General features: G+C 36.2%; 9 protein-coding genes. 2 read left to right on the top strand and 7 right to left on the bottom strand.

Annotation, left to right across the window (positions count from 1 at the left end; genetic code table 11):
* Positions 1-149 precede the first annotated feature (149 nt).
* From fumC to HYG86_RS10210, 5 genes are all read right to left on the bottom strand, one after another.
* Positions 150-1,526, bottom strand: a complete 1,377-nt coding sequence (fumC, locus tag HYG86_RS10230; protein ID WP_213165476.1) for a class II fumarate hydratase — start codon at positions 1,524-1,526, stop codon at positions 150-152.
* Positions 1,527-1,540: 14 nt separating this feature from the next.
* Complete coding sequence (locus HYG86_RS10225; protein WP_213165475.1) at positions 1,541-2,155, bottom strand: HD domain-containing protein; 615 nt, start codon at positions 2,153-2,155, stop codon at positions 1,541-1,543.
* 49 nt (positions 2,156-2,204) lie between these two features.
* A complete protein-coding gene (locus tag HYG86_RS10220; RefSeq protein WP_281391270.1) occupies positions 2,205-3,599 on the bottom strand; it encodes a glycine--tRNA ligase in 1,395 nt (464 codons plus the stop codon).
* Positions 3,600-3,908: 309 nt separating this feature from the next.
* Positions 3,909-6,812, bottom strand: coding sequence for an ATP-binding protein (locus HYG86_RS10215; protein ID WP_213165474.1), 2,904 nt, complete (start codon positions 6,810-6,812; stop codon positions 3,909-3,911).
* A 4-nt stretch (positions 6,813-6,816) separates the two neighbouring features.
* Positions 6,817-8,037 carry a metallophosphoesterase family protein gene (locus HYG86_RS10210; RefSeq protein ID WP_213165473.1) on the bottom strand — a complete coding sequence of 407 codons (1,221 nt, stop codon included), beginning with the start codon at positions 8,035-8,037 and terminating at the stop codon, positions 6,817-6,819.
* A 203-nt stretch (positions 8,038-8,240) separates the two neighbouring features.
* Here HYG86_RS10210 and namA point away from each other — a divergent pair, with 203 nt between their 5' ends.
* Complete coding sequence (gene namA, locus HYG86_RS10205; RefSeq protein WP_213165472.1) at positions 8,241-9,257, top strand: NADPH dehydrogenase NamA; 1,017 nt, start codon at positions 8,241-8,243, stop codon at positions 9,255-9,257.
* 180 nt (positions 9,258-9,437) lie between these two features.
* Here namA and HYG86_RS10200 read toward each other — a convergent pair whose 3' ends face one another.
* Positions 9,438-11,318: a sigma-54-dependent Fis family transcriptional regulator gene (locus HYG86_RS10200; protein WP_246451739.1), complete on the bottom strand. Its 1,881-nt coding sequence runs from the start codon at positions 11,316-11,318 to the stop codon at positions 9,438-9,440.
* 87 nt (positions 11,319-11,405) lie between these two features.
* On the bottom strand, positions 11,406-12,122 hold the full coding sequence (locus HYG86_RS10195) for a lysophospholipid acyltransferase family protein (protein ID WP_213165470.1): 717 nt from the start codon (positions 12,120-12,122) through the stop codon (positions 11,406-11,408).
* A 189-nt stretch (positions 12,123-12,311) separates the two neighbouring features.
* On the opposite strand from HYG86_RS10195, the gene hcp reads away from it, so the two are divergent.
* Positions 12,312-13,601 (top strand): hydroxylamine reductase, encoded by a 1,290-nt coding sequence (hcp, locus tag HYG86_RS10190; RefSeq protein WP_213169218.1) that lies wholly within the window; start codon positions 12,312-12,314, stop codon positions 13,599-13,601.
* Positions 13,602-13,604 lie beyond the last annotated feature (3 nt).

Raw genomic sequence — 13,604 nt, 5'->3', positions numbered from 1 at the left:
CTTTTATTATTTTGTTGTCTTATTATAATACCACTATAAAGATGTAAAGTCACTTAAAAAGCGTGCCTTTAGCACGCTTTTTAAGTACAGTCTATATGTGTGAAATAAGTCAATGTGTTGTAGAGCAAGGGACCAACTTGTTTTATTAGTTATTCTAAAGGCGCTACCATCTTTGATGGGTCCATTAGTTTATCAAACTCTTGTGGTGTAAGAACCCCTAGCAACTCACTTGCCATTTTCAAAGTTATCCCTTTGTCATGGGCAGTCTTTGCAATTTCAGCGGCTTTGTCGTAGCCTATATGTGGTGTCAAAGCCGTTACCAGCATAAGGGAATTCCTTAAGTTGTTTTCTATGCGTTCATGGTTAGGAACGATTCCCTTTACACAACCATTATTGAAGGAGTCCATTGCATGGGATAAAAGTGTCGCCGATTGAACAAAGGAATGAATTATTAATGGCAAATATACATTTAGCTGGAAATTGCCTTGGGATGAAGCTATGCCCACGCTGGTGTCGTTTCCCATGACGCGAACACACACCATTGTAAGGGCCTCACTTTGAGTGGGATTTACTTTCCCTGGCATTATAGAACTCCCCGGCTCATTTTCCGGGATCTTAATCTCTCCTATACCACATCTAGGGCCGCTGGCTAGCCATCGCACGTCGTTAGCAATTTTCATTAAATTTCCTGCTAAAGTATTTAGGGCACCGTGAGCAAAAACCAGTGCGTCTCGGCTAGAAAGGGCATGAAACATGTTCTCACTAGAGGTAAAATTACTTCCACTAATGTTGCTAATCTCTTTAGCACAAAGTTCGCCAAACTGCCTGTGTGTATTTAGCCCAGTACCCACAGCTGTACCTCCAAGGGCTAAAGGTCTCAGATATTTCAATGAATCCATCACCATCTCCCTAGAAGATTTTAGCATGGCATGCCATGCGCTAATTTCCTGCCCTAAGGTTATAGGAGTTGCGTCCTGCAAGTGCGTTCTCCCAACTTTGACAATCCTTGAATATCTATTTGATAGCTCTTCAAAGCTACTAGCTAGGCGTTCTAATGCTGGTATAAGATTTTTTTCTAGAATTAACACACAAGTTATATGCATTGCCGTTGGAAATACGTCATTAGAACTCTGACCGCGGTTTACATGGTCATTGGGATGGGTATTGCCATTTGTAAGCAGTTGATTAGCCCTGTTAGCAATAACTTCATTGATATTCATGTTAGTTTGAGTGCCGCTGCCGGTCTGCCAAAGGGATAATGGAAACTGATCGTTCCATTTTCCTTCAAGGATTTCATTACAAGCAGTGGTGATGGCTTTTACAATATCTTCTGGTATAATACCTAATCTTCCATTGACAGTCACTGCAGCTTTCTTAACAATGGCCAATGCAAAAATAAATTCTAAAGGTAATTTTTCTTTGCCGATATCAAAGTTCTTGATACTTCTTTGGGTTTGGGCTCCCCATAACTTTTCACAACTGACATGTATCTCACCCATGGAGTCTTTTTCAATTCGATAACCCATTTTTATCACCTTCCTTAAAAAAGTTCTCCATCCACTTCCCTTTGCATCTGTTCAATAAATTTTTTAGTGAATTTCATCCTCTTATCAAAGGCTTCTATGGATACGGGAAAATTCAGTAATGATCTTAGCACACCACATATCTCTTCCCATTTACCTCCTGAAAAAAATTCTATAGAGTTATGTGCACTCTCTTCATATTGTGCGTGATACATAAAAGCTATCCAAATATCCATACTTCCCATGTGATCTATAATGTCAGCGTCTTGGATTATTTTCCCAAATAGGGAAATACCTTCGTATTTACTCCCCCTGAGGTTGTGTTCCCTGATAATATCAGAAATTGTTTGAAGCTCTCCCTCATCACATGTTTTTTTTAGTATCTCTTTAACAAGCACAGCACCTGTTTCATTATGTGGCTCTATGCCTTTGCCTATATCGTGAAATATTCCCCCAACATATAATAGGTTCTTTTCCAACTGAACAGGCTCTTGTACTATTTTGTCATATATTTTTTGAGCGATTTTACCAACTCGTCGTCCATGGTAAAATATAAAGCCCTTTTCTCTACCTAATACTTTTCTTTCCTTCATTAAGTCAAAAGCTATATCTTCTATTTGCTGAATGTCCAAAGGGAGATCACCTCACTTTTAGCATTTTTCAGGGTATGTTACTGAGAATTTAGAATTTAACTTTACCCTCTAAGAAAGCTTCAAGCTCATCTATGGCTATTCTATGCTGTTCCATTGTATCTCTATCCCTTATTGTTACACTTTTGTCTTCTAACGAATCAAAGTCAAAGGTAATACAGTAGGGTGTTCCAACCTCATCGTGCCTACGATATCTTTTACCTATACTTCCAGCATCATCGAAATCAACCATAAACTTTTCACTTAAAGAATTATAAACTTTTATGGCATCATCACTTAGTTTTTTAGAAAGTGGTAATATAGCCGCTTTAAAAGGTGCTAACGCTGGATGTAACTTAAGCACTACCCTAGTGTCTTTTTCTAATTCTTCTTCTTGGTAGCCATTTACTAAAAAAGCAAGGGCCAGTCTACCAACACCTACAGAAGGCTCAATTACATAAGGTAAGTACTTCTCATTGGTTTGAGGATCTTGATAGGTCAAGTCCTTTCCAGAATGTTCTTGATGTTGCTTTAGGTCAAAGTCTGTCCTATCTGCAATACCCCATAATTCACCCCAGCCAAACGGGAACTTAAACTCGATGTCAGTTGTTGCATTACTATAGTGGGACAACTCTTCTGCATCATGGTCCCTTAGCCTAACATTCTCTGAAGTTAATCCAAGGTCCAGTAACCATTTATGGCAGAAGTTTTTCCAGTAGTCAAACCATTCTAAGTCTTCACCAGGTTTACAGAAAAATTCTAGTTCCATCTGTTCAAATTCCCTTGTTCTGAAAATAAAATTACCTGGAGTAATTTCGTTTCTAAAACTCTTACCTATCTGAGCTATACCAAAGGGGACCTTTTGACGACAACTCCTTGCTATATTTTTAAAGTTAATAAATATCCCTTGTGCTGTTTCAGGCCTTAGGAAAATCTCAGATTTCGAATCTTCTGTAACACCTTGGAAAGTTTTAAACATAAGGTTGAACTGCCTTATATCTGTGTAATTGTGTTTCTTACAATCGGGGCATTTTATATTTTTTTCATCTATAAAACCTTTGAGTTCTTCGTTTGTCCAACCATCCACACCCACAATATCCTCACCTAGATTGTGATAGTAATCTTCAATTAGTTTGTCTGCACGGAAACGGCTCTTACATTCCTTACAGTCAATAAGAGGATCGCTAAATCCACCCACATGACCTGAAGCAACCCAAACCTGGGGATTCATTAATAAAGCTGACTCCATTCCCACATTGTTAGGGTTTTGCTGTACGAATTTTTTCCACCAAGCTTTTTTAATATTATTTATAAACTCTACACCTAAAGGACCATAATCCCATGTATTTGCCAAACCACCATAAATATCTGACCCTGGGAAAATAAAACCTCTACCCTTACATAGGGATACAACTTTTTCCATTGTTACCAATTTACTATCTTCCATTTTTGTTCCTCCTTAAATTTAAAAATTAATAAATAAAAACCCTTCATCCCCACAAGGGACGAAAGGTTGTCTTCCGCGGTTCCACCCTTATTGATAAGCTCACACTTATCCTCTTTCTCAAGGCTATTCAAGAGTGCCTTTCATCATAAGTTACATTATCGAGCTTACACCATCCCCGACTCGCTGCAAATGAACATATTGACTACTTATCTCTATCATCATAGAAAAACTTATATATAAATCTAATTTATATAATTATGCGCAAAATGTCAATAAATTATTAGAATATTTCCCGGTAGATTTCCAATCCTATAAAGAAATAACGTTAATTTCCTTATTTTTCTCCATCTCCTTAACTATATGTTTATGGCAGGTAAAAAATAACACTTGATGGTTTGATGAAAAGTCTTTTATCACTTCTAAAGCATTCTTTGTCCTTCTTTCATCAAAGTTAACCAGTACATCATCAAAAACCACTGGCAGCTTCCCATTTTTCTTGCTGAACTCATCTATTACACCTAACCTAATGCAAATATATAGTTGTTCTTGTGTTCCCCGGCTTAATAATTCAGGCTTAATGGCAGCTCCTTTGTTGTCTAATACTACAATATTTTTATCTTCCCCTAATAACATTATTCTACTGTATTTACCTTCGGTTATTTTTGAGAAATAGCTTTCAGCTCTTTTAAACACTTCAGGTTGTGTCTTTTCTTCATACTCCTTTATAGCTAAGTCAAGGAGGTTAATAGCAAGCTTTGCTGTAGCCCATTTTTCTATATCTGCAGAAATTTTCCCCTGTAGTCTTTCTTCTTCAATCAAAATTTTGTCTATATCTTCTTGTTGCTCTATCTGCTGAATTTCCTTTAGCAATTCCCCTTTTTCCTGAACAAGTTTTTTATATTCACTATTGACTGCCTCTAAATCCCCTAGTACTCTTTCCCTTTCTTCATTGAGACTATTGAAACTAAGTTTTTGGAAGTTTGATAAAACCTCATCTATTCCTTGGGTGAAAATAGTTTGTATTTTCTCTGTGGCGGCTACCACTTCCTTTAATAGGCCTTCCCTTTCTTTATATAGTTTAAACTTTTCCTTATAGTTAGATAAATCTGTAGCCTCCCCTTTAGTTAGTAAAACCTGTATTTCATCACTGTATGTTTTTTCTTTCTCCAATAATTTAGCATGTTCTATTTTTGCTGAATCATATTTTTGAACTAATAATTCAAGTTTATTAGCTTTCTTCTTTTCCTCATTTAATTTTTCAGATATCATGGTTACTTGTCCAACAGCATCTTCAAACCGTAGGCCTTCAAAGGCTATCCCAATCATGTCACAAATCTCTTTTGTTTTAGTAAAAAAAGATACTTTCTTCTGTTCTTGACTACTGATTCTTTCTTCTACAGTATCTAGTTCTTTCATATATTCTTTGATCTGCGCAATGTTACGAATTACTTCTACAATACTGTTTATATTTAACTTCTCTTTTAAGCCTACTTCCCTTAACATCAGGGATATTTCAAAGCTCAGTTCTTCTAGAAACCCTTGAATATCCTTTAGTTTTCCTTCCTTTAATTGTATCTTACTATTTATATCTTCTAATTTAGTCTTACGGTTCTGTATCTGCAACAAAGACTCTTCAAAGTCTTTAATTTTGCTTTTGACCATTTCAACACTTAAAACTCCTTCAAATTCTCCCTCAAAACCTCTGGTAATCTTACCAATATTTTTAACCTTTCTATTAGTTGTATACCATTGGGACAGTGGAAATAGGATACCCATTGCAGCAACACCTATAATTGACCAGAACGAGTAGCTATTAAGTGCCATAATTATTAGTGTTGTAAAATACATAATCAAAGCAAAAAACTGAACCATTTTTCCTTGTCCAGTATTTTCAGAAGCCCGTAAGTATTCATGTAAAATAGCTATCCTACTTTCAATGGAGTTAGTACTTTGTTGTTCTAATATATTAGGGTATCGATTATTTATAACCCCTTTATCTTCTTGTAGATCAGCTAACTCACGATTTAGTAAAAGTAACTCCCTCTCTTTTTCCCGATAAACATCAATTGCTTCATTAATTGCAACTCTTTGTTCTAAAGAAACATTGAAATTCTTTATTCTGTCCGTACCTATGGAGTCGCCCACTAAAGCCATGGTGCTATTAATCTTTTCTTGCAACTGTCTTTTCTTAATTTCATTATCATTCTCTAACTTCAGTATAGTGTTAACCATCTCCCCTTCCCTTTGAAGGGTCTTTATCTCAGGTTCAGCAACTAATATTTTCCTATCAATGCATAAAGATTCCATCTCCAACTTAATTTTATTTAGAATCTCTGCCTTGTCCTCTAGATCTTTTGCACAGATAGCGTAATTACTTTCTAGATTCATCATGCTATTATAATCTGTATCTGAGTAACTACCCTTTAGATGAATTTTAGCTGACATTTCTTGAGCATTTCTCAATTCTACAAATCTTGGCATACCTTTTATGTAATCGTGTAATATGGACTGTTCTTTATTTAGTTTTTTTATCTTTATTTCTAAACTTAGAATTTCTTTACTAGCTTCTTCTTTTTTCATGTTTAAATCAATGTATTTCTCTTGGAGATTTTGGATTGCATTTTTACTTTTAATGACTTTAGATAATTCTTCTATATGATTGTTAATTATTTTCTTTCCTTTAGGTTTCCAAAGGGAATCACATAAATCATTTAACTGTTTTTTTACTTTTGGCATGGAGGCTTTCGAGAAACCAAACCCTGCTGTATAGATATAATCCATCACTTCTTGATCAGTTAGACTCTTTAGATTTTGCAACTCTTCTAAACCAAAGGAAAAAACATTATCGTATACGTTTTGATTTATACCTTGTAATAACTGTTGTGTTTCTAACTTTTTAGAAGGATTTTTCAAGCTTGTTAAGGCTAAATCTGGGTTAGAACGATTATTTATACTTAGTCTTGACAATTCTACCATATCGTCTCCATTTATAACCGTTATCTTTCCACCATGGGTTCCACCATTTATTGGTTCATACCTCTTTAAACTAGACCTACTTTTAAATCCAAATAGCAGGGAGGATAAAAAGTTTTTAATGGTAGATTTTCCTGCCTCATTATTTCCGTATATTACATTTATTCCTTCCTTTATATTGTCTAGTTTTAAATCTCTATGTAGGCCAAATCCATCTATTTCAATTTTTACTATTTTCATGGGTTCACCCCTTTAACAGTTGGTGTAGTACCAAATCCTTTGCATTCTTTAGTAATTGCTCTTCATCTGTCTTTCCTACGTGTCTTTTAGTACATCTATTATTTAGGATGTCAAGGCCATCTACCAGCTCGGACAGTTTGCCCTTATCCCCTAAAAATTCTTGCTCGATTTTAAATAGTGTCCCAAGAAAATCATCTTGGTTACTTAATAGCTCTAAATCAATTTCAGGCAAAGTATTTTTTTGAATTGATTCAACCCACACGAACTTATCATAAAACTCCTCCTGATCATTTAATGTAAGAACTATTTCATCCATATCCATAGCATTTAAACTATGTAGTTCCCCTCTTCCTGTAAGGTAAAACCTAACTATCAAACCTTTACAGTTAATGTTTTTTTCTAGTTCTAATATGGTGTGTTGTAGTGTATCTAACAGTCCATCTAATGTTAAAGAGTCTATCATTATTTCCTTTTGTACCCACAGTACTTCGTGGGTTTCTATAAATTCCACATCCCATTTAGGTTCATTGATAGTTATAACATAACAACCCTTTTCATCAGTTTCTTTAATGCTTTTACCTTGAGGACTGCCTGGGTAGATTATATATGGCTCAGCTGATACTACAGACCTTTTATGGATATGACCTAACGCCCAGTAGTCATATCCCTTTTCTCTAATGTCATTTAGTGTACAAGGGCTATATGTACTCTCTGTACCCCCACCGATCTCACAATGCAAAAGCCCAATATTAATCCCACCTTCCCTTGAATTTGGAAACAAAATCCCTTTGTTTTCAAGCTCCTGATGTTCTTTATAACTAACTCCATGAATATAAACTTTCTTAGCATCTATTTCTATTTCCATAGTGGTAGGATTGTCTGCAGGAAAGAAGTGTACATTATCAGGCCATTGGATAGTGAAGGGTTTGTTTAGTGGATCGTGGTTTCCCCCTATGGCAAATACTTTAATACCGTGTTTGTTTAGTCTTTGAAACAACTCTTTACTTCTTAACTGGCTCTGTAAGCTTTTCTGTTCACTATCAAATAAATCCCCCGCAATTAATACAAAATCTACACTTTTATTTATTGCTACATTAACAATATTTTCAAGTACTTTTTTATTGACATCCTTTACCTTAAGTGCCAGTGTCTCATTTAACTGTGATAACCCTCTGAAAGGTGTGTCTAAATGTACATCGGCACAGTGTAAGAATTTTATTGTCATTAATATCACTCCTCAAGGAACTCTATGGGTTAAGCTTCCCTACTAATTATTTCTACAAAACACATGAAAATCCCTCTAAAACCTCTGCCCTATTGGACCCATTACATTCTTGATTTTTTACTTATTAGTTTATAAAATTCATAATACTTTTCAATTATTTCTGATATAATTTAGATATAAGGATTAAAATGGGAGGTATGTTAATGACTAAACTTTTCACACCCTTTTCTATAAAAGGGGTTACTCTAAAAAACCGTGTTGGAATGTCACCTATGTGTACCTATTCAGCCTATGAAGAGGATGGAAAAGTCACCTCTTGGCACAAAGTACATTATGGTGCTAGGGCTTTAGGTCAAGTTGCTCTAGTAATGCTTGAGGCTACTGCTGTTTCTACCCAAGGAAGAATTTCTCCTCAAGACCTTGGCATTTGGTCTGATGAACAAATACCTGGGCTAAGTGAGCTAGTTGATGTTATACATGCTAATGGGTCTATAGCTGGTATACAAATAGGTCATGCGGGAAGGAAAGCAGATTTAAAGGAACCAATCATTGCACCATCCCCTATCCCTTTCAATGATAATTTTCAGGTACCCCAAGAAATGACAATAAAACAAATTGAAGAAACCATCCAAAGGTTTAAAGATGGAGTACAGAGGGCAAAAAAAGCCGGCTTCGATATTATAGAACTGCATGGTGCCCATGGTTACCTTATAAGCGAGTTTCTATCACCAATCACCAATAAACGCAATGATGAATACGGGGGCAGCAAGGAAAAACGTTTTCTTTTCTTAGAGAAGATTGTAAAAGAAGTAAAGGACATTTGGTCTGGACCTTTATTTATAAGACTCTCCATTGAAGAATACCAAGATGATGGTAACCATCCTGAGGATATGCTTTACTATGTAAAAAAGTTAAAAGAACAAGGTGTAGACTTTATAGATTGTTCAAGCGGAGCCATAACTCCAGTTCCTCCCCCTACTTTCCCTGGTTACCAAGTGAGATTCTCTGATTTCATCAAAAACAATGGGGATATTCCAACAAGCACAGTGGGTCTTATAACCAGCCCTGTTCAAGCAGAGGAAATCTTAAATAATAACAGAGCAGATATAGTTTTTTTAGGCAGAGAGCTTTTAAGAAATCCGAATTGGCCTATTTATGCTGCCAAAGAATTAAAGGCCGATATACAAATACCACATCAGTATCAACGGGGATGGTTATAAGCTAAAGGATTTAGTTAGCCATTTTTTAGAATAATCAAAAAGAGGCTCTTTCAAATTACCCCGTATTATAAAAGAGAAGGCAAGTAGCTGCCTTCTCTTTTACTATTTAGGGACTTTATCTTGCACCCTCTTTTTGAAGCATATTGCATTGAAAACAAGTTCTGCTTTGGAGCTATAGTTCTATTTTGGGGCATCTATCCCGAATTTTTCAATTTTCCTATATAGTGTGTTTCTTCCTATGCCCAAGGCTTTTGCCGCTGTGGTTATATTGTTCTGGTGTTTTTCCAATACTCGAGATATAGTGTGTTTCTCTAGCTCCTCTAGATTATCTATCTCTACAGTTCGAACAACCTGTTTGACATCCTTAGCATCCTCTTTTACTTCAAAGGGTAGCTCAACTGACTCAGGAGTATTTACTATACTTTCAATAACATTTTCTAGCTCTCTTATATTCCCTGGCCAGTTGTATGCTAAAAACTTATCCATAAATTTTTCATTTAGACTAATGGGCGTTTTCATGAGTTTTAAGGATTTTACTGTTAGAAAGTAATCTGCCAATAAGGGAATATCACCTTTTCTTTCCCTAAGGGGAGGTAATTTTACCGTCAAAACATTTAAACGGTAGTATAAGTCTTTCCTGAAAAGTCCCTTTTCCACATCTTTTTTCAAGTCCCTGTTAGTTGCAGCAATTATCCTTACATCCACTGATATTTCTTTACTTCCCCCTACTCTATATAATTTGCCTTCTTCTAAAACCCGGAGTAAATTCACTTGCATTTCTAGGGGAAGCTCGCCTATCTCATCTAAAAATAGAGTTCCCCCATCTGCCAGTTCAAATTTCCCCGCCCTTCCACCTCGCTTAGCACCTGTAAAAGCTCCGTCTTCATATCCAAACAGCTCGGTCTCAATGAGGTTTCTAGGCAAAGCCCCACAGTTTAGAGCAACGAATGCTTCATCTCTCCTCGAGCTGGCATTATGTATGGCTTGGGCAAATACTTCCTTACCTGTTCCACTCTCCCCTAAAATCAATACAGTTGAAGGGCTATCGGATATTTTTTTTGCATTCTCTATTATTTTTATAAAGCTGCTTTCTCGACCAATTATTTTATCAAATGTATATGCAGCCTGTTTCCCATACATCTTATTTGCCAGCTTCCTCGCGCTTTGTATCTCTTTAAAAATGCATACATACCCCTGGGCTCTTCCTGCACCTAATATATAGTATCCACTTATTGTACAGTGTAATTTCGATTTTTTCCCTCGTATATACGTTTCTTCTTCTACAATCTTCTTATCTCTTTTTAAAATTTCTTCAATGTATGACCAATTTTCAATATAGTGTTCTGCTTCCTTGCCTATAAAGTTGTCATCCTCTATCCCAAGGACCATCTGTGCCTTTTTATTCAGGACTTTAATGTAGCCCTTTGGACCCACAGTTAGAATACCATCATCGATGGAATTTATGATAGCTTCCATTGACTGTTTAGCAAGGGAAAGTTTGGTATTGGTGTTTTCTTTATTCATTATGTTTTCAATGGCATGGACAGCTGCCACAACCATTCCTAGAGTATGGGAATGAACCAGGGGGCTGTAGCCTGTCAGATCTAATACTCCAATTATATCCCCCTCAGGATTTCTAATGGGGGCACCTGAGCAAGTCCAACGATGGTATGCTGTGATAAAATGCTCCTTACCAGAAACCTGTACAGGACACCGCTCTTCTAAAGCTGTACCCATGGCATTTGTACCTATACTTTTTTCATCCATAAAAGCCCCTGGTACCATCTTCAAATTATAGGACTCCTCTAGAATTTCCGGATCACCTATAACCTTAAGAATACATCCATCACCATCTGTCAATATAGCAAAAAAATTAGATCCTTTTACAAAATCATACAGCTGCTCCATGAAAGGCGAAGCCACTTGCATAAGCTTACTGTTGTTGATAAGTCTCCCATCTAATTCCTCACCTTGAATTATTTTTGAGCTATACAGCATTCCCTTATCAACTTGATAGTTTTCACACCTTACATGGGACCTTACGATGTAATCTTTTTGCATCTTCATCCCTCACTCTTTTTTACATTATTATTTTAATTTTAGCATAATTTCAAGAAAAGTGAAGACAAAACTAAAAAGCACCTACTATTAGGTGCTTTTTAGCATTATTCTAACTCTATTTTCAGCAATTTCTGCAATTTCTTTTTGTTCTTCTTTACTTAGCTTCTCAATAAATATCGGCTCACCTATTGTCAATTTAACTTCTGCTTTTTTAATCTTTTTTTGTTGTTCATATAGTTTATATGAACCTAAGATTGCCACTGGAACCACAGGAACATTAGCTTGTTGAGCAATTTTCAAGCTTCCTTTCTTAAACTCCCCCATATCATCATTTTGACTACGGGTTCCTTCAGGATATATTACCATGGATCTGCCTTCTTGTAAGAACTCTTTGGCCTTTGCCATATCTTTCATCCCTTGACGCAGGTTTTGTCTATCAAGGAAAACGCAATTTATTTCAACCATCCACCAGCTTACCACTGGTATCCTACGGGTTTCTTTTTTCGCTATGAAACTCTTCACTCCTGGGATAAACCCCAGCATTATTGGAATATCTGCGTAGCTTTGATGATTGCCCACAAATAATACGTTTCCTTTAGGTAGATTTTCTAAGCCTTCTACTTCAACATTTGCCCCTACTACCCTAATCACAGATTTACCGAAAAATTGCACAAAAACTTCTAGCATTTTTTCGTGAACATTCTTTAGACCTATAACCCGGACTAACTTAACAATAGCTAAATACGGTAGGGATAATAGCAAAAATACAACTACATATATGGCTAAAATTACGGTACTTAACACATTACACCACACCTTTTATTATGTTTATTTATATTTTATTCTACATTAAAAACTTAATACCTTTTTTAAGATGTTACTAAATTCATACCATTACTATGATTAATATCACATAATTTCCTTTAAATCTATATTATCATAGTAGATGTGCTAGACAATAAAATTTTTAAGGAGGAAATACGAATGTCAGAAATGTTTTGTTATCAATGTGAACAAACTCCTAAGGGTGGCTGTACAGGTCCAATAGGTGTATGTGGTAAAAACCCAGATATAGCGAGCTTACAAGATACAATGATTTTAGGTCTTAAAGGAATAGCAGCATATGCAACACATGCTAGGGAGCTAGGTTACAGCAGTGATGAAGTAGATAGAATCACTCATGAAGCTCTATATACTACCCTTACTAACTCTAACTTCAATGTAAGTGAACATATAGAAATGGCAATGAAGGTTGGTCAAGCAACCGTTAAAATAATGGAAGTTTTAGATAAAGCACATACCGATAAACTTGGTATTCCACAACCTGTTGTGGTATCTGCAGATAAAATCGAAGGTAAGTGCATTATCGTTACAGGCCACAACTTATTTGCTTTAGAAGAACTACTTAAGCAAACAGAAGGTAAAGGCATTAACATATACACTCACTCAGAGATGCTTCCAGCCCATGGTTACCCATCATTAAAGAAATATCCTCACCTAAAGGGTAACGTAGGTAAGGCGTGGTTTGACCAAAGAAAAGTATTTGAAGAATTCCCTGGTGCTATCTTAGCGACAACTAACTGTGTTATGCCAATTAAAGGTACTTACGCTGACAGAATGTTCTCTTATGGTGTAACTGGCTTAGAGGGCGTAACTAAAATCACTAGCCCTGACTTCTCAGTGCTAATTGAAAGGGCTCTAGAGCTTCCAGAAGCAAACATAGAGTCTGACAAAACCCTAAGCACTGGCTTCCATCATGAGACAGTACTAGGAATCGCTCCAGAAATCGTAGAAGCTGTAAAATCTGGTAAGATCAGAAGGTTCTTTGTAATTGCTGGTTGTGACGCTCCTGGTAAAGGTGGAGAGTACTACAGAGAATTAGCTTCTTCATTACCAAAGGATTGTGTAATTCTAACAACTTCTTGTGGTAAGTACAGATTCAATGATATCGACTTCGGTACAATCGAAGGAACTGGTATACCTCGTTATATAGACTTAGGTCAATGTAACAACTCTGGATCTGCTGTTAGAATAGCAATCGCTTTAGCAGAAGCTTTCAACTGCTCAGTAAACGAACTACCATTGAGCATTGTTCTTTCATGGTTCGAGCAAAAAGCTGTTGCAATTTTACTAGGTCTATTTAGCCTAGGTATCCAAAACATCTACATTGGACCTAAACCACCAGAGTTTATTTCTGCAGGAGTTCTTGGCGTTTTACAAGATAACTTCAACCTCAAACTAACTGGCGATGCTCAAACAGATTTAGCAGCTATGCTAGGATAGTTA

This window comes from Alkalicella caledoniensis, from assembly GCF_014467015.1.
Taxonomy (GTDB): Bacteria; Bacillota; Proteinivoracia; order Proteinivoracales; family Proteinivoracaceae; genus Alkalicella; species Alkalicella caledoniensis.
Note: the sequence above shows the minus strand (reverse complement) of the source record. Positions and strands in the feature narration are given on the sequence as shown.

What these genes read in the sequence shown, in the direction of transcription:
- fumC (WP_213165476.1), bottom strand. Translation starts at nt 1,526, where the DNA reads ATGGGTTATCGAATTGAAAAAGACTCCATGGGTGAGATACATGTCAGT.
- HYG86_RS10220 (WP_281391270.1), bottom strand. Translation starts at nt 3,599, where the DNA reads ATGGAAGATAGTAAATTGGTAACAATGGAAAAAGTTGTATCCCTATGT.
- HYG86_RS10215 (WP_213165474.1), bottom strand. Translation starts at nt 6,812, where the DNA reads ATGAAAATAGTAAAAATTGAAATAGATGGATTTGGCCTACATAGAGAT.
- HYG86_RS10210 (WP_213165473.1), bottom strand. Translation starts at nt 8,037, where the DNA reads ATGACAATAAAATTCTTACACTGTGCCGATGTACATTTAGACACACCT.
- namA (WP_213165472.1), top strand. Translation starts at nt 8,241, where the DNA reads ATGACTAAACTTTTCACACCCTTTTCTATAAAAGGGGTTACTCTAAAA.
- HYG86_RS10200 (WP_246451739.1), bottom strand. Translation starts at nt 11,318, where the DNA reads ATGCAAAAAGATTACATCGTAAGGTCCCATGTAAGGTGTGAAAACTAT.
- hcp (WP_213169218.1), top strand. Translation starts at nt 12,312, where the DNA reads ATGTTTTGTTATCAATGTGAACAAACTCCTAAGGGTGGCTGTACAGGT.